Source organism: Streptomyces sp. NPDC044044 (genome assembly GCF_056434405.1).
Genome location: NZ_JBWKFG010000005.1, coordinates 552,581 through 572,305, shown reverse-complemented (window position 1 = coordinate 572,305; position 19,725 = coordinate 552,581). Strand labels below are relative to the sequence as shown.

Here is a 19,725-nt window from a genome sequence, read left to right as displayed (position 1 = left end):
CTGCCAACCGCCGCTCCGCGCTCCGTGCGCGGGGCGGCGGTTGGGCTATGAAGGAGACATGCAGATGACGACGGACCCCAGCGCGCCCTGGCTGATCGTGGGTCTGGGCAATCCAGGCCCCGGGTACGCCATGAACCGGCACAACGTGGGCTTCATGGTGGCCGATCTCCTCGCGGAGCGGATCGGCGGCTCGTTCAAGCGGAGCGGGCGTACGCAGGCTCAGGTGCTGGAGGGCCGGATCGGCCCCGCGGGCCCGGCGAACCGCCGGGTCGTCCTGGCGAAGCCGATGTCGTACATGAACGTGTCGGGTGGCCCGGTGACGGCGCTGCGCGATTTCTACAAGGTCCCGACGGCGAACATCGTGGCGGTCCACGACGAGCTGGACATCGACCACGGCACGCTGCGGCTGAAGCTGGGCGGCGGCGACAACGGCCACAACGGTCTGAAGTCGATGACGAAGGCGATGGGCCCGGACTACCACCGGGTGCGGTTCGGGATCGGGCGTCCGCCGGGGCGCATGCAGGTCGCGGACTTCGTCCTGAAGGACTTCTCGTCGGCGGAGCGCAAGGAGCTGGGCTACTTCGTGGACCGGGCGGCGGATGCGGCCGAGGCGCTGGTGATCGAGGGTCTTGAGCGGGCGCAGAGCTCGTACAACTCCTGAGCTCCTGAGCGGTTGGCCGAGGGCTGTTGACTCAGCGCAGCGCCATGGCCAAGGATCGCCGCCATGAATCTGCTGCTGCTGGGGCGCCGGACGGCCATGGGCGGGCTCGCGGCGCTGCTGCTCGTCGCGGGTGTCTGGGCGTCCTGGGGCACGGCTCAGCACGTGATGCTGGTCGATGAGCGCGAGCGGGGCACGATGCGGGTCGCGCGGTGCTCTTCCGACACCTGCTTCGGCCCGTACGTCCCGTCGTCCGCCGGCTTCGAGCCCCGCGAGCGTGTCGTGATCGACCGCTCGATCGCGGAGAAGAAGGGGGTGCGGATTCCGGTGGCGGTGAAGCCCGGTACCTCCGAGGTCGTCCGCACGGGTGGCCCCGGGTTCCTCCACGCGTGGCTGCCGCTGGGCGGCGCGCTGCTCCTGTCCGCGGTGGTGGTCGCCGGCGGCCTGCGCCTCCCCCGCACGGCGTGGGCCCTGGCCTTGGCGGGCGGCGCATTGCTGACGGCGTCTTTCGCGACGCTGGCGTTCTGACCTGCGGGCGGGCGCTCCGGAACCCGAAGCGCCCGCCCGGCAGACACATCAGCCCGTGTTGCGCAGCCCCGCAGCCACACCGTTCACGGTGAGGAGCAGTGCGCGGCCCAGCAGGGGGTCCGCTTCCTCGCCTGCCGCCGCCGCGTCGCGCTGGCGCTTCAGGAGGGCGACCTGGAGGTACGAGATCGGGTCGAGGTAGGCGTCGCGGATGCCGAACGTCTGCTGGAGCTCCGGGTGGGAGTCGAGCAGTTCCTCGCCGCCGGTGACGCGCAGGACCTCCTGCACCGTCAGCGCGTGCTCCGCCTCGATCACGTCGAAGACGTGCTTCAGCTCGTCGGGGACGAGCGTGTCCACGTAGTGGCGGGCGATCCGCAGGTCCGTCTTGGCCAGGGTCATCTCCACGTTCGAGATGAAGTTCCGGAAGAAGTGCCAGTGCTCCTGCATCTCGCCGAGCACGGTGTCCAGACCGGCCTCACGCAGCGCCTTCAGGCCCGAGCCGACCCCGAACCAGCCGGGCACGATCTGCCGCGACTGCGTCCAGCCGAAGACCCACGGGATGGCGCGCAGGCCGTCGAGCGAGACGCCCGAGCCGGGACGGCGCGACGGCCGGGAGCCGAGGTGCAGGTCGGCGAGCTGGTCGACCGGCGTCGACGCGAGGAAGTACGTCGGCAGGTCCGGGTCCTCGACCAGCCTGCGGTACGCGGAGTGCGCGGCGTCCGACACGACGTCCATCGCCGCGTCCCAGCGGGCCAGTGCCTCGTCCGACTGGCGAGGAGCCGTGTGCAGGGCCGAGGCCTGCAGCGTCGCCGCGACCGTCAGCTCAAGGTTCTCCCGGGCCAGCGAAGGCACGAGGTACTTGTCGGAGATGACCTCGCCCTGCTCGGTCACCTTGATCTCGCCCTCGAGCGTGCCCCAGGGCTGCGCGAGGATCGCGTCGTGCGAGGGGCCGCCGCCACGGCCGACCGTGCCGCCACGGCCGTGGAAGAGGCGCAGCCGCACGCCGTAGCGGTGCGCGACGTCGCGCAGGCGGCGCTGGGCGCGGTGGATCTCCCACTGCGAGGTGGTGATGCCGCCGAACTTGGACGAGTCCGAGTAGCCGAGCATGACCTCCTGGACGTCGCCCCGAAGCGCCACCAGCCTGCGGTAGGACGGGTCGGCGAGCATCTCGTCGAGGATGACGTCGGCGGCGCGCAGCTCGTCCGTCGTCTCCAGGAGCGGCACGATGCCGATCTTCGCCCAGCCCGCGTGCAGGTCGATGAGCCCGGCCTCACGCGCCAGGACGGACGCCGCGAAGACGTCGTCCGCGCCCTGGCACATGGAGATGATGTACGACTCGATGACCTCGGGCCCGAAGACCTGCAGGGCCTTCTTGATGGTGAGGAAGACCCCGAGGGTCTTCTCCCCCGCGGCGTCCAGCGGGGCCGGCGAGGGACCGAGCGGCCTGCGCGAACGCAGCTCCTTGGCGAGCAGCTTCTGGCGGTACTCGCGCGGCATGTCCACGTACCGCCAGGACTCCTCGCCCAGGCGGTCGAAGAGCTGGCCGAGCGCGTGGTGGTGGGCGTCGGCGTGCTCACGTACGTCCATGGTGGCCAGCTGCAGACCGAACGCGGCGAGCGTACGGATCGTGCGGTTCATCCGGCCGTCGGCGAACAGGGCGCCCTTGTGCTCGCGCAGCGACGTCTGGACGAGGGTGAGGTCGTGCAGGAGCTCACCGGTGCCGAGGTAGTCGCGCCCGTCCTCGTGGGCGGTGCCGCGGGCCAGGCGCTCCTTGGTGTTCTCCAGCTTCTGCCGGATGCAGGTGGCCTTGAGGCGGTAGGGCTCCTCGGAGTTCAGCCGCTTGTAGCGCGGGCTGATCTCTGGCAGCCGCTCCAGGTCGAGCTGGAGGGAGGCCTTCAGCTCCTCGGTGGCTCCGGTGTAGCGGATGGAGTTGGAGAGGAAGCCGCGCAGCTCGTCGACGAGGGCGAGCGCGTCGTTGATGCCGTGCTCGTGCTGGAGGATCAGGACGTCCCAGGTGACCTCGGGCGTCACGTTCGGGTTGCCGTCGCGGTCGCCGCCGATCCAGGTGCCGAAGGTGAGCGGCCGGGTGCCTTCGGGCAGCTGGACGCCGACGCGCTCCAGCTCCGCGGTGAGGTCCTCCAGTACGTCCCCGACGGCGCCGGCGTGCAGCTCGTCCAGGTAGTAGATGGCGTTGCGTGCCTCGTCCGCGGGCTCGGGACGGACGACGCGCAGCTCGTCGGTCTGCCACACCAGGTCGATGTTCTCGGCGAGGCGGGTGTCGTGACGGCGTCGGTCGGCCTCGATGACCGGGGTCTCCAGGAGCTCGGCGACGCGGCGCAGCTTGTTGAGGACGGAGCGGCGTGCCGCCTCGGTGGGGTGCGCGGTGAAGACGGGGCGCACGTTCAGGTGCTCCACGGTCTGGCGCAGGTGCTCGGGGTCGGCGTCCTTGAGCCGGTCCGCCGTACGGGCCAGGAGCCCGCCCTCGGCGGCGCGCCGGGCGCGCAGCTCGCGACCGCGGTGGACCTGCTCGGTCACGTTCGCCAGGTGGAAGTACGTGGAGAAGGCGCGGACCAGCTTGGCCGCGGTCTCCAGTTCGGTGCCACCGAGCAGGCGGGCCGCGGCCTCGCCGTCCTCACGGGTCAGGCGGCGGACCTTCTCGACCAGTTCGAGGAGCTCTGAGCCCTCCTGCCGTACGAGGGTCTCGCCCAGCAGGTCGCCGAGGCGGCGGATGTCGGCGCGCAGCTCGGTGCTGGCTGTGGTGGTCTGGTCGTCGGCACTGCTCACAGGTGCGGCTCCTTGCAGTGTTGAAGCACGTCAGGTCTGGGAGGGGTCCCCGGCCGGATAGGAATCCGTATTCCGGGGAGACAGGGAGATAGAGAGCGGACCGCGCTGTCCGACCGTTTCCGTTTCCAAGGATAGGTGTCACATCGCGGCACGGACTCGCAGCCTCTTGCCGCGAGGTTCCGCGCTGCCATACTTACGACGCCGTAGGTTACGGGACCGTAGATAACGCGGGACCCCGTGACCGTGCGCCCGCCGCACTCGCGCCGTGACCCTCAACCCTCGACCCCACAGGGGACGTGCCCATGACCACATCTTCCGATGCGTATTCCGACACCGATGTGATCGAAGACGCTTCGCGATCGACGACCGACACCCCCTCCCCGCCTTCCGTCCCTTCCGCGACGCTGGGCGGTGAGCAGAAACGGTCACTCGAGCAGATCTCGCTGCTTCTGTTCATCACCGTCCCGTTCCTGGCCCTGGTCGCGGCGGTGCCGCTGGCCTGGGGGTGGGGGGTGAGCTGGCTGGACCTCGGCCTGCTGGTGTTCATGTACTACCTGGGCTGCCACGGCATCACGATCGGTTTCCACCGCTACTTCACGCATGGCTCCTTCAAGGCGAAGCGTCCGCTGCGGATCGCGCTGGCCGTGGCGGGGTCGATGGCGGTCGAGGGGCCGCTGGTCCGCTGGGTGGCGGACCACCGCAAGCACCACAAGTTCTCGGACGCGGAGGGCGACCCGCACTCCCCGTGGCGCTTCGGCGAGACGGTCCCGGCCCTGATGAAGGGCCTGTGGTGGGCGCACATCGGCTGGATGTTCGACGAGGAGCAGACGTCGCAGGAGAAGTACGCACCGGATCTGATCAAGGATCCGGCGATCCGTGCCGTCTCCCGCCAGTTCCTGTTCTGGACGATCGTGTCGCTGGCGATTCCGCCGCTGGTCGGCGGGCTGGTGACGATGTCGTGGTGGGGCGCCTTCACGGCGTTCTTCTGGGGCTCGCTGGTCCGGGTCGCCCTGCTGCACCACGTCACGTGGTCGATCAACTCGATCTGCCACGCGGTGGGCAAGCGCCCCTTCAAGTCGCGCGACCGCTCGGGCAACGTGTGGTGGCTCGCGGTCCTGTCCTGCGGTGAGTCCTGGCACAACCTCCACCACGCCGACCCGACGTCGGCGCGGCACGGTGTCCTCAAGGGCCAGGTCGACTCGTCGGCGCGGATCATCCGCTGGTGCGAGCAGCTGGGCTGGGCGACGGACGTGCGCTGGCCGTCGGAGTCCCGTATCGACTCCCGCCGGAAGCCGAAGACCGTCGGCCCGGCATGATTGACGACGTGCCGACCGACTCCAGCAATACCAGCCCCTCCAGCAAAGAGAAGCAGCCCCGGCGTACGCGCCGGACCCGGATGACGGGTGCCGAGCGCCGGGAGCAGTTGCTGGACATCGGCCGCACCCTCTTCGCCGCCAAGGGTTTCGAGGGCACGTCGGTGGAGGAGATCGCGGCGAAGGCCGGCGTCTCCAAGCCCGTCGTGTACGAGCACTTCGGCGGCAAGGAGGGTCTGTACGCGGTGGTGGTGGACCGCGAGATGCGGGCGCTGCTCGACGGTGTGACGGGGGCGCTGACGGCGGGGCATCCGCGCGAGCTCCTGGAGCAGGCGGCGTTCGCCCTCCTGGACTACATCGAGACGTACACGGACGGCTTCCGCATCCTGGTCCGTGACTCGCCGGTGGCGCAGTCGACGGGCACGTTCGCCTCGCTCATCTCGGACATCGCGACGCAGGTGGAGGACATCCTGGGCCAAGAGTTCAAGACGCGGGGCTTCGACCAGAAACTGGCGCCGCTGTACGCCCAGGCGCTGGTCGGCATGGTCGCGCTGACGGGCCAGTGGTGGCTGGACGTGCGCAAGCCGAAGAAGGCGGAGGTGGCGGCGCATCTGGTGAACCTGGCCTGGCACGGCCTGGACGGCCTCGAACCGAAGCCGCGCCTGATAGGGCACCGCAAGAGCTAGCGCCCCAGGGCGGACACCTGCACACCGCGGACCCCGCGGACCGGGGGTGATGGAGGCACCGCGGGGTGTCTCCACTGACCTCCAGGCCCGCCGCAGGTGGGTGGGGCGCCGCGGGGTGCACCCACCGCCCCGGCCCGCCGCTTCGCGGCGGATGTCTCCCACCCGCCCGCCCGATGCCCCGCAGTGGGTCCCGCTGCGGGGCCGAGGCTGCGAACACCCCGAAGCCACCGGACGAACGACAGGCCACTGCCCGCCGCTTCGCGGCGGATGTCTCCCGCCCACCCACCCGATTGCCCCGGGGTGATCGGGTGGGCGGGAGGGAAAGATCTGCCGCGAAGCGGCGGGCAGTGGCGGGGCGATCGGGTGGGTGGGCGGGAAGCATCCGTCGCGAAGCGGCGGCTCAGGTCGCGGCAAGGCATACCCCAGGACCAGCAACCCAGCCGCCCAACACCACACGCACCCCTCCCCCACTGCGGGGTAAACGGGTGGGTGGGCGGGAGGCATCCGCCGCGAAGCGGCGGCCCAGGGCAGGGCGGGGTCGCTGCGGGGTAAACGGGTGGGTGGGCGGGAAGCATCCGCCGCGAAGCGGCGGCCCAGGGCAGGGCAGGGTCACTGCGGGGTAAGCGGGTGGGAGGCGCCCGCCGAGCAGCGTCGGCTCAAGGCGGGGCGGGCTGCGGCTTTGGTTCCAGGAATTCCAGGCGGTTGCCCACCGGGTCATCCGCGTAGAACCGCCGGTGGCCCGGCAGGGCGTGGTCCCAGGTGACGGGCACGCCCCGCGAGGCCAGCCGCTCCGCGTACGCGGAGATGTCCCGCACCCGCAGCCCGGGATGCGCCTTCCTCGCCGGGCGGAAGTCGGCCTCTATGCCGAGGTGCAGCTGGACGGCCCCGGCCCCGGCCCCCGCCAGGAACCAGCACCCGCCCCGCCCGGCAAGCTCCCCCGGCTTGGGGATCTCCCTCATCCCCAGCGCCCCGCAGTAGAACGCCCGCAGCTCCGGCTCGCTCCCCGGCGGAGCCGCCAGCTGGACGTGGTCGATGCCGGTCAGCATCAGCTTCACTCCCCCCTGCGGGCCACCGCGAAGACCCGGCGGAAGGGGAAGACCGTGCCCCCGGCACCCACCGGGTACGCCTTCCGCAGCAGCTCCCCGTACTCGGCGAGGAACTCCTCCCGCGCCTCCCCGTCCCCCGCGTCCCCCGCGTCCCCCGCGAGCGCCGTGAGCACCGGCCGCAGGCCCGTCCCCTTCACCCAGTCGAGGACCGGGTCCTCCCCCTCAAGGAGGTGCAGATACGTCGTCTCCCAGGCGTCCACCTCGCATCCCAGCCCGACAAGACGCTCCAGGTAGGCCGTCGGCGAAAGCACCGCGTCCGCGTGGCGCAGCCGCCCGCCGAGCCGGTCGCGCCACCGCTCCGACTCGCTCAGCTCGCGCATGAGGACGTGGCTGGGGGCGTCGAAGTTGCCGGGGACCTGGAAGGCGAACGTGCCGCCGGGGGTCAGCGCCGCGATCCAGGCGGGGAAGGAGTCCGGGTGTCCCGGCACCCACTGGAGTGTCGCGTTGGACAGGATCAGGTCGTACGTCCCCTCGGGCGGCGCCCAGTCCGCCGCGTCCGCCTCCGCGAAGTCCAGGCGCCCGCCCTCCGCCGTGGGCCCCGCGAGCTCCTCGGCCCGGTCCAGCATCTGCGGGGAGTTGTCGAAGCCCGTGATGTACGCCGTGGGCCAGCGCTCGGCGAGGAGGCGGGTGACGTTGCCGGGGCCGCAGCCCAGGTCCGCGATGCGCGGCGCGCGGCCGTCGGCGGTGGCGGGGAGCTCGGGGATGCGGGCCAGCAGGTCGACGAAGGGGCGGGCGCGGTGCCCGGAGTGGCGCAGATACTGGCCCGGGTCCCACGTGGGGGTGCGGTTGCTGTTGCTGGGGGCGGCGGACATGGATGGGCCTCCTCTGGGCAAGGACCTCGGACCTCGGGCGTCGTGGGCACTTCGGCCGGACTTCGTACCGGCGTCACATCAGCGTCGTACCGGCGCCACGGACGCGTCGTACAGCCATCCTCGACCCGAAGTATCTTGACGTCAAGAGACTTCATGTCGACAGACCCCCTACACTGATCGTCATGGAGGACGAGGTCGACCGTCTGGTCGCAGCGTGGCGCCGGGAGCGCCCTGACCTCGACGTGGAACCACTCGAGGTACTCAGCCGCGTCAGCAGGCTCGCGCGGCATCTCGACAGGGCACGTCGGCTCGCGTTCTCCGAGCACAATCTGGAGCCGTGGGAGTTCGACGTACTGACGTCGCTGCGGCGCGCGGGCGCCCCCTATCAGCTCTCCCCCGGACAGCTCCTCACCCAGACCCTGGTGACGTCCGGCACGATGACCAACCGCATCGACCGCCTCGCGAAAAAGGGCCTCGTCGAGCGGCTGCCGGATCCGAGCGACCGACGCGGCGTGCTCGTGCGGCTGACCGAGGAGGGGCAGGACCGCGCCGACCAGGCGCTCGCCGGCCTCCTCAAGCAGGAGCGGGCGATCCTCGCCGAGCTCTCGCGCGGACAGCGGGGCGAACTGGCCGGGCTGCTACGCCAGTTGACCGCCCCGTTCGACAACATCCCCGGCTAGGTCGACCGGCCCCACCCCGGCCCTGCGCGCCAGCGCGACGGCCGCGAGCGTGGAGTGGACGCCCAGCTTCCCCAGGACGTTCTGCATGTGCGTACGCACCGTGTGCGGGGAGAGGAAGAGGCGCTCGGCCACGGCCTTCCTGCCCAGGCCCGCCACCATGCAGCGAAGGACCTCGCGCTCGCGCGGCGTCAGGGACTCCACCAGGCGCTCGGATTCCGTGCGGTGCTTGCGCGCCGCGGTCAGCTCACGCAGAACGCCGGTGAGCAGCGCGGGCGGCAGATGCGTCTCCTCCCGCAGCACGCCCCGTATGACCGTCAGGAGCCGGGACAGGGAGCAGTCCTTGGCGACCCAGCCCGAGGCGCCCGCCTGCAGCGCGAGGGCGGCCCGGCGGGGGTCGTCCTTCTCGGCGAGCACGACCGTGCGGACCATCGGCTGGCCCGAACGGACCCCGGCCACCAGGGAGATGCCGTCCACCAGAGCGTCCGCGTTGCCCTCGTGGACCGAAGGCGCGGGGCGGACACCCTGCATGGCGCTCGCGGACGCGCCGAGATCGGCGTCGACGAGCAGCACGTCGTATCTGCGCCCCTCGGCTATCGCCCGCTCCAGGCAGCGCAGCGCGGCCGGGCCGCTGCCCGCCGCGGACACGTCGACGTCGGGCTCCGCCGCCAGTGCCGCTGCGAGCGACTCGGCGAAGATGCGATGGTCGTCGACGACCAGGACTCGGATCCGGACCACTGAAACCCCCTTCCCCAAGCTCTCCTCGAAGAGCAGGGGATACCCCATCGTCGGAGGACATACGGTGCGGGTACGACACCCGGAACGGGGATCGCCGCAGTCGCGCGGCCGCCGCCGAGCTGTGACTGCTACCCCCACGCCGGGCGTCGTACCCGACTGTCTCGCCCCCTGATCAGTGCCGGCCCCCACCGGCACTGCCACTCAGAGTAGGGCCGCACGGCAGGAGCGGAAGGTAATTTACAGAACTGACTGGCCAGCGCGTTTATGGTGAGCCGTATGTTTCGTATTGAGACAGGAGTCGACAAGGAGCGGTCAGCTCTGCTTCTCGCCCGCCTCCAGGACGCGAACAACGCCGCTTCCCCCGTGCTCCGCGCACTGCGCGACACCCCGCAGGATCGTGAAGTACCGCTGGCCGTCTGGCTGATGGAGCGCACGGAGGGCCTCGTCGGCGGCCTGGCCGGACACACGTGGGGGCGCTGGCTCCACGTGAACCACCTCTGGGTCAGCGAGCACCACCAGGGCGCGGGCCTGGGCGCGCAGCTCCTGGCCGAGGCGGAACGCATCGCGCGGGAGGAGCGGGACTGTCTCAACTCCCGTGTGGAGACATGGGACTTCCAGGCTCCGGGCTTCTACCGGGGCCAGGGCTACGAGGTGGTCTCGGTGATCCCGGACTACCCGCAGGGCGCGAAGGAGTTCACCCTCACGAAGCGGCTGGGGTCTTCGGTGTGACCCGGCCCGCGTGTTCAGAGCTCGCAGTCGCCGCCCACGCAGAACGCTCGGCCGGGAAACCCCGGCCGAGCGCCTGCATGAACTGTGCTTGACCGCGTTCTACTCCTGGGCGGTGCGGCGTCGGCGCATCCACCACACCAGGCCGCCGCCGAGGGCGACGATCGCCGCGGCGATGCCGGAGATCAGGCCGATGGGGGTGTCGGAGCCGGTGTCGGCGAGGTCGCCGTCCGGGTCCGGCTTGTCCGTCGGGGTCGGCGTCGGGGTGGGAGTCTCACCGCCCGGGTCCTCACCGCTTCCTGCGGCCGTCCTGCCGCCGCCCATGAAGAGGGTGCCGGTGTCCCGGTAGGAAGTGTCATCCGAGGTACGGGAGTTGGTGGTGGTGTTGTCCAGGTCCCGGTTCTCCAGGTCGAAGCGCGCCTTGGAGATGTTGCGCTTGGGCTGCTTGGAGAAGTCGACGCCGCCGATGCCCTGCTTGTAGAGCTTGCCGCCGTACTTGAGCTCGAACCACTCGATGCCCTCGCGGATCGACTTCATGTACGTGTCCCAGACCTTTTCGCGGGTCCAGTCCTGGTGAGAGGCGCGGATCGGCCACGCGGACACATCATTGGAGTTGATGATCTCGTGGAAGTCCGTCGGGGACTTGGCGTCCTGCTGGCGGATGTACTCGGCGGCCACACGGGCGTTGTAGACGGACCGCAGCTCGGCGTACTTGGGGTCCTTGTTCACCCGCTTCTGGATGATCGGGACGATGTTGGCGGTGACCGACCGCTCGATCTGCTTCTTCTCGGCCTTGGAGAGGTCGGTGCACTCGGTGGAGCCGGGGACGGTGTAGTCGACGTCCAGCCACTGGGCGGAGACCTTCATGGGCGAGTCGAGGATGTAGATGCCGCCGTCCTGCTCACGGACCTTGGCCGCTTCGGGCTCGATCCAGAAGCGGGTACCGGGGAAGCACGGCATACCGTTGCGGCGCGGTGCAGTGTCCCAGTAGCGCTTACCCCCGGCGTGCTTGTCGGGGTTGGCAGCCTCGCTGAAGTCGTGCTTCATCTCCAGGTCCGCGTCGAGGAGGACGCGGCCGGCGTCGGTCCTGCCGAACTTGGCGTCCATCACCTTGTCAGCCCGGGAACACCCCACGGGTCGGCGGCCCCCAGGGCCAGGCCGGCGAACACTCCCCATTCGGTCCAGAAGCTTTGATCAGTCATGCGGGCCACCGTAGCGGCCGGAAAACGGGTCGGTGATCGACGTTACGAGAGAGAGCCGCTGCGGGGCGAAGAGCTCCGGGCAACGGCTCCGATCCCCACCCTGCGGCGGTACCGCCGCAGGGTGCTGACGTTCCATCAGGCCATGCGCCGCGCCCCCGCCGAAGGCACCGCCGGGAACACCCGCGGCGTCGTGAAGCCCGCCGAGGCGAACGCCTCCAGGATCGACTTCGTGACCGGCGCCGCGTCCACCTCCTCCACGAGGACGATCGCCGAGCCGCCGAAGCCGCCGCCCGTCATGCGCGCGCCGATCGCGCCCGCCGCGTTCGCGGAGGAGACCACCAGGTCCAACTCCTCGCAGGAGATGCGCAGATCGTCCCGCAGCGAGGCGTGCCCCTCGGTCAGGACGGGGCCGATCGCCCGCACCTCGCCCGCGTCCAGCAGGCCGATGACCTGCTCCACCCGGTGGTCGTCCGAGACGATGTGGCGGACGTAGCGGCGGATCTTCTCGTCCGTCAGTTTCGCCAGCGCGTCCGGGAGTTGCGCGTACGCGACGTCCCGCAGATGGGAGACGCCCAGGATGCGCGCGCCCTCCTCGCACCCGGCCCGCCGCTCGGCGTACGCCCCGTCGCCCAGCTCGTGCTTGACCCGGGTGTCGACCACCAGGAGCTGGAGGCCCTGCGCCGATAGGTCGAAGGGGACCTGACGTATCGACAGGTCGCGGCAGTCCAGGTGCAGGGCGTGGCCATCGGTGGCGCACGCGGAGGCCATCTGGTCCATCACGCCGCACGGCACGCCGACGAAGGCGTTCTCGGCGCGCTGGGCGAGGACCGCCAACCGGGGTGCGTCCAGGCCCAGTTCGTACAGGTCGTTCAGGGCGAGTGCCGTGACGACCTCCAGGGCGGCCGACGAGGAAAGGCCCGCCCCGGTCGGCACGGTCGACGCGAGGTGGATGTCGGCGCCGCCGCAGACCGCGTGACCCGCCTCCCGCAGCGCCCACACCACGCCCGCCGGGTAGGCGGCCCAGCCGCCCTGCCCGTATTTCGACAAGGGGGTCAGCTCGTCGACGCGCAGCTCGGCGACCGGAGCGTCGATGTCCGCCGAGTGGAGCCGCAGGACGCCGTCGGTGCGGCGCGCCACCGCGGCCACCGCGGTGTGCGGCAGCGCGAGCGGCATCACGAAGCCCTCGTTGAAGTCCGTGTACTCGCCGATGAGGTTGACCCGGCCCGGGGCCGACCAGACGCCCTCCGCCTCGTACCCGTACAGCTCGGCGAACTGCCCTGCTACGTCCATCAGTTACCCCTTAACCCCTGTTAACGCTGGGCGAACGCCCACGCGTCGGCGACGATGCCCGCGAGGTTCGCGCGGGACGGATTCCAGCCGAGGCGCTCGCGCGCGGTGGCCGCGGACGCGACGAGGACCGCCGGGTCGCCGCCGCGGCGCGGGGCCATGACCTCGGGGATCGGGTGTCCGGTGACCTGGCGGACGGTTTCGATGACCTCGCGCACGGAGAAGCCGTTGCCGTTGCCGAGGTTGCAGATCAGGTGCTCGCCGGAGGTGGCCGCCTCGACCGCGAGGAGGTGGGCCTGTGCCAGGTCCGCGACGTGGATGTAGTCGCGGACGCAGGTGCCGTCCGGGGTCGGGTAGTCGTCGCCGAAGACGTTGATCGACTCGCGGCGGCCCTGCGCGACCTGGAGGACGAGCGGGATGAGGTGCGACTCGGGGTCGTGCCGCTCGCCGTACCGGCCGTAGGCGCCCGCCACGTTGAAGTAGCGCAGGGACACCGCGGCCAGGCCGTGGGCGGTGGCCTCACCGGTGATCATGTGGTCGACGGCGAGCTTCGACGCGCCGTACGGAGAGGTCGGGGCGGTCGGGTCCGTCTCGGTGATGGGGGTGCTGACCGGCTCGCCGTACGTCGCCGCCGTGGAGGAGAAGACGAGCTTCCTGACCTCGGCGTCGCGCATCGCGGCGAGCAGCGCCATCGTGCCGCCGACGTTGTTGTCCCAGTACTTCTCGGGCTTCACGACGGACTCGCCGACCTGCGAGAAGGCGGCGAAATGCAACACGGCGTCGAAGGAGGAGTCCAGCCACTTGGCGGCATCGCGGATGTCGCCCTCGACGAACGTCGCGCCGGACGGGACGCCCTCGCGGAACCCGGTGGAGAGGTTGTCGAGGACGGTCACCTCGTGCCCGGCCTCGATCAGATGCTGGGCCACCACGCTTCCCACATAGCCCGCCCCGCCGGTGACCAGGTACTTACCGCTCATGAACTCGCTACCTCTCGCAGTCGCTGGGCCGCGGCTTCCGGCGGCACGTCGTTGATGAACACGCTCATGCCGGATTCGGAACCCGCGAGGAACTTCAGCTTGCCCGAAGTGCGGCGAATGGTGAAAAGCTCGAGGTGGAGCGCGAAGTCGTCCCGATTGACCCCTTCGTGCTCCTCGAGGGCGCCGAAGGGCGCCTGGTGCCACGCCGCGATGTACGGAGTGAGCGCCTCGGCCCCGGTGCCGCCTTCACCCTCGCCGAAGATCCGGTCGAAGCGCCTCAACAGTTCCAGATAGACCTGGGGAAACTCTGTGCGTGCCGCCTCGTCGAGCCCGAGCAGGTCCGGCACCCGGCGCTTGGGGTAGAGGTGCACCTCGTAGGGCCAGTGCGCGGCGTGGGGGACGAACGCCACCCACTGCTCGGTCTCCAGGACCACGCGCTCGGCGGCCGACTCCTCGGCGACGACGTCGTCGAAGAGATTGCGCCCCGTCGCCTCCTTGTGCGCGGCCAGCGACCGCAGCATCAGCGACGTGCGCGGGGTGACGAAGGGATACGCGTAGATCTGCCCGTGCGGGTGGCCCAGGGTCACGCCGATCTCGGCACCGCGGTTCTCGAAGCAGAACACCTGCTGCACGGAGGGCAGGTGCGAGAGCTCGGCGGTCCTGTCCGTCCACGCGTCGAGGACCAGGCCCGCCTGCTCCTCGGTGAGGTCGGCGAAGGACGAGTCGTGGTCGGAGGTGAAGCAGACGACCTCGCACCGCCCGGCGTCCCCGGCCAGCGAGGGGAAGCGGTTCTCGAAGACCACCACGTCGTACGAGGAGTCGGGGACCTCGCTCAGCCGCTCCCCCTCGGAGGGGCACAGGGGGCACTCGTCGGCCGGCGGGTGGTAGGTGCGGCCCTGGCGGTGCGATGCGATGGCGACCGCGTCACCCAGGAGCGGGTCCCTGCGGATCTCCGAGGTGGTGGCGATGGGGTCCAGGGGCCTCCGGTCGATGGCGTCGCGCACCGCGTCGTCGCGCGAGTCGTAGTAGATGAGCTCACGACCGTCTGCGAGACGGGTCGAGGTCTTCTTCACGTCCGGGGCTCCTCACCAACACCCACCCAACATAACCGAACATAACAAATCACAAGGCAACAGCATCGTCAATGCGGTCGGAGCCATGCGTCCGATCACAATCCAACAAAGAACACCAACAGAAGTCTTCAGTTATTGAAGCGAGAAGCGTAGGTTCCGGTCTGATCAGTTCGCGCAACGAAGCGAGTTCACGCATGCAGTCCCCCACACAGACCCTGGCCGAGGGGCTTCGGCTGCCCACCAACGGCCTCGACTACGCGATCCTCGCGATCTACTTCATCGTGGTCCTCGGCATCGGCTTCGCCGCCCGGCGCTCCGTGAGGACCAGCCTCGACTTCTTCCTCTCGGGCCGTTCCCTGCCCGCCTGGGTCACCGGTCTCGCGTTCGTCGCCGCGAATCTCGGCGCCACCGAGATCCTGGGCATGGCCGCGACCGGCGCCCAGTACGGCGTCGCGGTCGTCCACTGGTACTGGATCGGCGCCATCCCAGCGATGGTCTTCCTCGGCCTCGTGATGATGCCGTTCTACTACCGCAGCAAGGTCCGCTCGGTCCCCGAGTACCTGCTCCAGCGCTTCGACAAGTCAGCCCACCTGCTGAGCTCCGTGCTCTTCGCCTTCGCGGCGATACTCATCGCGGGCGTGAACCTCTACGCCCTGTCGATCGTCGTCGAGGCGCTCCTCGGCTGGCCGCAGTGGGTGGCGATCGTGGTCGCCGGATTCTTCGTCCTCGCGTACATCACGATCGGCGGGCTCTCCTCGGCGATCTACAACGAAGTACTCCAGTTCTTCGTGATCCTGGCCGCGCTCATCCCCATCTGCGTCATCGGCCTGAAGAAGGTCGGCGGCTGGGACGGTCTGTCCGGCTCGATCGAGAAGTCGCACGGAGCGGACTTCATGAGCGCGTGGGGCGGCACCGGCATCGGTGACGCCAACCCGCTGGGCGCGAACTGGCTGACGATCATCCTCGGCCTCGGCTTCGTGCTCTCGTTCGGCTACTGGACGACCAACTTCGCCGAGGTGCAGCGCGCCCTGTCCGCGAAGAACCTCTCCGCCGCCCAGCGCACACCGCTGATCGCCGCCTTCCCGAAGATCTTCATCGTCTTCCTGGTGATGATCCCGGGCCTGGTCGCGGCCGTACTCGTCCCGAAGATCGGCACCGCCGGTTCGGATCTGACGTACAACGACGCGATCCCGTACCTGATGCAGGAGCTGCTGCCCAACGGCGTGCTCGGCATCGCGGTGACCGGTCTGCTCGCGGCGTTCATGGCGGGCATGGCGGCGAACGTGTCGTCCTTCAACACCGTCTTCACGTACGACATCTGGGCCAAGTACGTGAAGACGGACAAGCCCGACGGCTACTACCTGAAGTTCGGCCGCGTGATCACCGCGATCGGCGTCATCGCCTCGGTCGGAACGGCCTTCATCGCCTCGTCGTTCTCGAACATCATGGGGTACCTGCAGACGCTGTTCTCCTTCTTCAACGTCCCGATGTTCGTGGTCTTCATCATCGGCATGTTCTGGAAGCGCGCCTCGATGAAGTCCGGCGTGTGGGGCCTGCTCGCGGGCACGACCGCCGCGATGGTCAACTACTTCTGGATCTACAAGCAGGGCGTCATCGACATCCCGACCGACCAGGGCGCCAACTTCGTCTCGGCGATCGTCGGCTTCGTCGCGGGCGCCGTGGTGATGGTCGTGGTCACGCTCTTCACCGCGCCCAAGCCGGAGGCCGAACTGGCCGGCCTGGTCTACGGGACGAGCTCGCCGGATCTGGAGGAGCCGCCCGCGGAGGGCGACGACGCCTGGTACCGCAAGCCCGCGCTGCTCGGCTGGGGAGCGATCGTGCTCGCCGCGCTCTGCTACCTGCCGTACTCGCTCTAACCCCGATCGGAGGTCTGGAAGAACATGTCTGAACTGCGACGCGAAGTCTCCGAGCTGGAGAGCAAGTCCGCCACGGCGGCCCGCCTCTTCGACATCCGGCGGATCATCGGTGGTCTGTTCGTCGTCTACGGAATCATCGTGACGATCGCCGGCATCTCACCGTCCGACGCCGACATGAAGAAGGCGGAGGACATCAACATCAACCTGTGGACGGGCCTGGCCATGCTGGCGCTCGGGCTCTTCTTCCTGGGCTGGCTCTGGCTGCGCCCCACGCCGCCCACCGAGGCACCGGAAGACGACTAGCACTCGACACCCCTGGACGGGGCCCGAGTTCACTGCGCCGGTGACTCGGGCCCCGTCGGCGTCTCCGCGTCGTTCGCGTAGCCCGCGGCGGGCCGCTCCGCGCGGTCGAGCAGGCCGGTGCGGGCGGCGAGCGCCGCGGCCTCAAGGCGGGATCCGACGCCCAGTTTCATCAGGACGCGCTGCACGTGCGTGCGCGCCGTGCTGGGCGCGATGCCCATCCCGGCGGCGATCAGCCGGGTGTCCTCGCCGTCCGCGACCCGCACCAGGACCTCGACCTCGCGCGGCGTCAGCATCTGGAGGAGCCGCTGCCCCTCGTCGTCGGGCTGGGCGGCAGGATTGAGCAGCTCGCTGAAGGCGCCCTGGAGCAGCTGCGGTGCGACGGCGGCCTCGCCGGCTCTCGCCTTCATGATGGCGCGCTCGACGCCCTCGATGCGCTCGTCATGGCGTACGTACCCCGAGGCCCCCGCGGCGAAGGCCGCGGCGATGCCGCGCGGGCTCGGCACCGGGCCGAGCACCACCACGGCGACCTGCGGGCGCTCCCGCTTGATCTTCACGACCGGATCGAACATTCCGGCCTCGGCGGGCGTCGCCGTACCGAGCAGGCAGACCTCGGGAGCGCGGCTGATCACCAGCTCCGCCGCCCCGGCCGCGGGTGCGGCCGCGGCGAGCACCCGGTGCCCGCGCAGCTTTAACGCCGAGGCGAGTGCCTCGGCGAGCAGTCGGTGGTCGTCGACCACCATGAGTCGCACACCCATCGAGCAACCCCCCACTTTCCCCCACGGATCCCCCACGGATCGAGGGCCCCCCGGCCCTGCACCCACTCATCCCCCGGAAGCTACACGCTTGTTCGACGTCGCGCGCCCCCTACCGGCGATAAGCGGCCCGGAATGCCTAAATCCCGGCCATGGAGGAGTGAGAGGGAGTACATGCGTACGGAAGTCCCGCGGGGATGGCGGAACAGCGCGGAACGGCCCCGCTCCTCTTGAGGAACGGGGCCGTCCGGTGCGTACACGGAGGTCACGACGCCTACTGGGCGACGAATCCCAGGGCCGTGTACTCCTTCTCGTCCTTCGAGTACGGCTTGCTGATCAGCTCCTTGCCGAGATACAGCTTGCCGTCGCCGTAAAGGAGTTCGTTCGATTTCGGGACCATGCTGCTGATCGCGCTGCCGACGGACTCGGCGGCGGGGGTCTCCAGGAGCTTGGTCTCCTTCATCGTCTTGCCGTTGAGGGAGATGACCTGGGCGCCCTTGTCGTAGCCCGCGTCCTTGTACGCCAGGATGTTGCCGCCGTCCATGCGGATCGGGAACATCTCGCCGTTCTCGCCCGCGTCGGCGCGGTCGCCGGTGGTCTTACCGGTGGCCAGCGAGAACGAGATGATCTCGTTCGTCTGGCTGTAGCCGTCACCGCCGCCGTCGTGCTGACGGGTGGGGACGTAGAGCTTGTCGTTGCCGACCGCCAGCGAGGAGCAGGCGTAGACGACGTTGACCTCGCAGTCGTGGTCGTACTTGCCGTCGGGCAGCGAGATCTTGGCGCGGAGCTCGCCCTTGTCGTCGATCGAGAAGACGTCCGTGACGCCGCTCGCGGTGATCTCCTGGGTGTCCTGGCCGAAGACGACGGGACGGGTCGAGATGATCTTGGCGTTGTCGACGCCCGGCGTCACCGGGTAGGTCCACTTCTCGTCGCCGGTCTTGGAGTCGATGAGCTGGACCTTGAGCTTCTCGTCGCCGTAGTCACCGCACTTCTGGACGGCGACGAGCTGCTCGCCGCCGGCGTAGCCCTCGTCCTGGCACTCGTCGCCGGGGGTGGGCTCCCACAGGTGCTTGCCCTCGGTGATCTCGAAGGCGGCGCCGCCCGCGCTGGATCCGACCGCGACGGTGCTGCCGCTGATGGTGAGCTCTTCGACCCGGGCGGCCGCGCTGCCCTCGTCGATGGTCTCCGTCCAGAGCCGCTTGCCGTTCTTCAGGTCGATCGCGGAGATCTGCGAGCAGGTCTCGTGGTCGCCCTTCTTGCTCCGCTTGCCCTCTTCGTACGCGACCGCGGCGATGCCGTCCTTGGTGACCTCGCGCGATCCCGCGCAGGTCTGGCCCGCGAGCGGCAGGGTCCACAGTTCCTTGCCGTCGGTCGGGTTGTAGCCGACGATCTTGTTGACGCCCGCCTTGGCGTAGACGTCATCGGTGAGCCAGGAGCCCTTGATGCTCCAGACGTCGTCCTTGGGGACCTCCGGCTGCGGGAGCTGCATGGAGACCGTGGCGCTGGTGTTGGACGGAACCTTCTCCGTGCCGGGGCCGCTCGGCCCCTGCTCGTTGCCGCCCTTCCCCTCGCCGCCCTTGCCGTCCTTGCCGCCGGTGGAGCCCTCGGAGCTCGCCTCGGTGTCGTCCTTGCCCGACGTCGTGGCATAGAAGACACCGCCGCCGATGATCAGGGCGATCGCGACGACCGCACCGATGATGATCTTCATCTGGCTGCTGAGCTTCGAACCGCCCCCGGCCGGGGCGCCCGGCTGCGGCGACATCGGCATCGTCGGGGGCTGCTGCTGGTAGGCACCGTAGGGCGGCTGCTGCCCGTACGGGGACGGGGCCTGCTGGCCGTACGGCTGGGTCGGCTGACCGGGGTAGCCGTAGCCCTGGGGCTGGCCGGGAGGCGGCGTGCCGGGGGCCTGCGGTGCCTGGGGGTAGCCGTAGGTGGGCTGGCCCTGCGGCGGCGGGGGCGGCGTCTGCGGCGGCGGCCCGGCCGGGGGCTGGCCCGCGGGCTGCGTCGGCGGCTGGGCCGGCGGCGGGGTCTGCGGGTAGCCGTACGACGGGTTCTGGTCCGGCTCGGGGGCCTTGCCGAAGCCCACCGGCGGGGGGTCCTGGGGAGCGCCGAAACCACCGGGCGGGGGGTCCTGGGGGGCGCCGAACCCGCCCTGCGGGGGCTCGTTGGGCGGCTGGGGCGGCTGGGTCATGACGTCGATTCCTTGGGGACGAGAGATGAACTGAGCGA

At 70.1% G+C, this 19,725-nt stretch carries 18 protein-coding genes; 8 read left to right on the top strand and 10 right to left on the bottom strand.

Going from position 1 to position 19,725, the window contains the following annotated elements; all coding sequences use genetic code 11:
* Nucleotides 1-58: 58 nt before the first annotated feature.
* Together pth and AC07AG_RS21870 are read left to right on the top strand one after the other, a co-directional pair.
* On the top strand, nucleotides 59-661 hold the full coding sequence (gene pth / locus AC07AG_RS21875) for an aminoacyl-tRNA hydrolase (protein WP_478756852.1): 603 nt from the start codon (nucleotides 59-61) through the stop codon (nucleotides 659-661).
* 63 nt (nucleotides 662-724) lie between these two features.
* Complete coding sequence (locus AC07AG_RS21870; RefSeq protein WP_478756851.1) at nucleotides 725-1,186, top strand: hypothetical protein; 462 nt, start codon at nucleotides 725-727, stop codon at nucleotides 1,184-1,186.
* Between the two features lie 48 nt (nucleotides 1,187-1,234).
* Here AC07AG_RS21870 and ppc read toward each other — a convergent pair whose 3' ends face one another.
* On the bottom strand, nucleotides 1,235-3,967 hold the full coding sequence (ppc, locus tag AC07AG_RS21865) for a phosphoenolpyruvate carboxylase (RefSeq protein ID WP_478756850.1): 2,733 nt from the start codon (nucleotides 3,965-3,967) through the stop codon (nucleotides 1,235-1,237).
* Nucleotides 3,968-4,269: 302 nt separating this feature from the next.
* Between ppc and AC07AG_RS21860 the strand changes: the two genes are divergently transcribed.
* The gene (locus AC07AG_RS21860) at nucleotides 4,270-5,283 is read left to right on the top strand and encodes an acyl-CoA desaturase (protein ID WP_478756848.1); all 1,014 of its coding nucleotides are present in this window, start codon (nucleotides 4,270-4,272) and stop codon (nucleotides 5,281-5,283) included.
* Nucleotides 5,280-5,966 carry a TetR/AcrR family transcriptional regulator gene (locus AC07AG_RS21855; RefSeq protein ID WP_478756846.1) on the top strand — a complete coding sequence of 229 codons (687 nt, stop codon included), beginning with the start codon at nucleotides 5,280-5,282 and terminating at the stop codon, nucleotides 5,964-5,966. The genes AC07AG_RS21860 and AC07AG_RS21855 overlap by 4 nt, the downstream gene beginning before the upstream one ends.
* Before the next feature lie 656 nt (nucleotides 5,967-6,622).
* On the opposite strand, the gene AC07AG_RS21850 is transcribed toward AC07AG_RS21855, so the two are convergent.
* Nucleotides 6,623-7,012, bottom strand: a complete 390-nt coding sequence (locus AC07AG_RS21850; protein WP_478756844.1) for a VOC family protein — start codon at nucleotides 7,010-7,012, stop codon at nucleotides 6,623-6,625.
* 5 nt (nucleotides 7,013-7,017) lie between these two features.
* Nucleotides 7,018-7,884 carry a trans-aconitate 2-methyltransferase gene (locus tag AC07AG_RS21845; protein WP_478756842.1) on the bottom strand — a complete coding sequence of 289 codons (867 nt, stop codon included), beginning with the start codon at nucleotides 7,882-7,884 and terminating at the stop codon, nucleotides 7,018-7,020.
* Nucleotides 7,885-8,066: 182 nt separating this feature from the next.
* On the opposite strand from AC07AG_RS21845, the gene AC07AG_RS21840 reads away from it, so the two are divergent.
* Nucleotides 8,067-8,564: a MarR family winged helix-turn-helix transcriptional regulator gene (locus tag AC07AG_RS21840; RefSeq protein ID WP_160505514.1), complete on the top strand. Its 498-nt coding sequence runs from the start codon at nucleotides 8,067-8,069 to the stop codon at nucleotides 8,562-8,564.
* Here AC07AG_RS21840 and AC07AG_RS21835 read toward each other — a convergent pair.
* Nucleotides 8,523-9,299, bottom strand: coding sequence for a LuxR C-terminal-related transcriptional regulator (locus tag AC07AG_RS21835; protein WP_478756840.1), 777 nt, complete (start codon nucleotides 9,297-9,299; stop codon nucleotides 8,523-8,525). The two genes, AC07AG_RS21840 and AC07AG_RS21835, sit on opposite strands and share 42 nt — an antisense overlap.
* A gap of 264 nt (nucleotides 9,300-9,563) precedes the next feature.
* On the opposite strand from AC07AG_RS21835, the gene AC07AG_RS21830 reads away from it, so the two are divergent.
* Nucleotides 9,564-10,028 carry a GNAT family N-acetyltransferase gene (locus AC07AG_RS21830; RefSeq protein WP_478756838.1) on the top strand — a complete coding sequence of 155 codons (465 nt, stop codon included), beginning with the start codon at nucleotides 9,564-9,566 and terminating at the stop codon, nucleotides 10,026-10,028.
* A 99-nt stretch (nucleotides 10,029-10,127) separates the two neighbouring features.
* Here the strand turns inward: AC07AG_RS21830 and AC07AG_RS21825 are convergent, their stop codons facing one another.
* The 4 genes from AC07AG_RS21825 to galT all read right to left on the bottom strand — a co-directional run bounded on the left by AC07AG_RS21825 (nucleotide 10,128) and on the right by galT (nucleotide 14,564).
* Entirely contained in the window at nucleotides 10,128-11,132 is a 1,005-nt protein-coding gene (locus AC07AG_RS21825) for an LAETG motif-containing sortase-dependent surface protein (protein ID WP_478756836.1), read from the bottom strand.
* Between the two features lie 230 nt (nucleotides 11,133-11,362).
* Nucleotides 11,363-12,517, bottom strand: a complete 1,155-nt coding sequence (galK, locus tag AC07AG_RS21820; protein WP_478756834.1) for a galactokinase — start codon at nucleotides 12,515-12,517, stop codon at nucleotides 11,363-11,365.
* Nucleotides 12,518-12,537: 20 nt separating this feature from the next.
* Nucleotides 12,538-13,491, bottom strand: a complete 954-nt coding sequence (gene galE, locus AC07AG_RS21815) for a UDP-glucose 4-epimerase GalE (RefSeq protein ID WP_478756832.1) — start codon at nucleotides 13,489-13,491, stop codon at nucleotides 12,538-12,540.
* A complete protein-coding gene (gene galT, locus AC07AG_RS21810; RefSeq protein ID WP_478756830.1) occupies nucleotides 13,488-14,564 on the bottom strand; it encodes a galactose-1-phosphate uridylyltransferase in 1,077 nt (358 codons plus the stop codon). Before galT ends, galE begins: the two co-directional genes overlap by 4 nt.
* 194 nt (nucleotides 14,565-14,758) lie before the next feature.
* Here galT and AC07AG_RS21805 point away from each other — a divergent pair, with 194 nt between their 5' ends.
* Together AC07AG_RS21805 and AC07AG_RS21800 are read left to right on the top strand one after the other, a co-directional pair.
* Nucleotides 14,759-16,441, top strand: a complete 1,683-nt coding sequence (locus tag AC07AG_RS21805) for a sodium:solute symporter family protein (protein WP_478756828.1) — start codon at nucleotides 14,759-14,761, stop codon at nucleotides 16,439-16,441.
* Between the two features lie 24 nt (nucleotides 16,442-16,465).
* A complete protein-coding gene (locus AC07AG_RS21800) occupies nucleotides 16,466-16,744 on the top strand; it encodes a hypothetical protein (RefSeq protein WP_478756826.1) in 279 nt (92 codons plus the stop codon).
* A gap of 29 nt (nucleotides 16,745-16,773) precedes the next feature.
* On the opposite strand, the gene AC07AG_RS21795 is transcribed toward AC07AG_RS21800, so the two are convergent.
* Together AC07AG_RS21795 and AC07AG_RS21790 are read right to left on the bottom strand one after the other, a co-directional pair.
* Nucleotides 16,774-17,499, bottom strand: a complete 726-nt coding sequence (locus AC07AG_RS21795) for a helix-turn-helix transcriptional regulator (RefSeq protein WP_478756825.1) — start codon at nucleotides 17,497-17,499, stop codon at nucleotides 16,774-16,776.
* 271 nt (nucleotides 17,500-17,770) lie between these two features.
* A complete protein-coding gene (locus AC07AG_RS21790) occupies nucleotides 17,771-19,687 on the bottom strand; it encodes an outer membrane protein assembly factor BamB family protein (protein WP_478756823.1) in 1,917 nt (638 codons plus the stop codon).
* Between the last annotated feature and the right edge of the window lie 38 nt (nucleotides 19,688-19,725).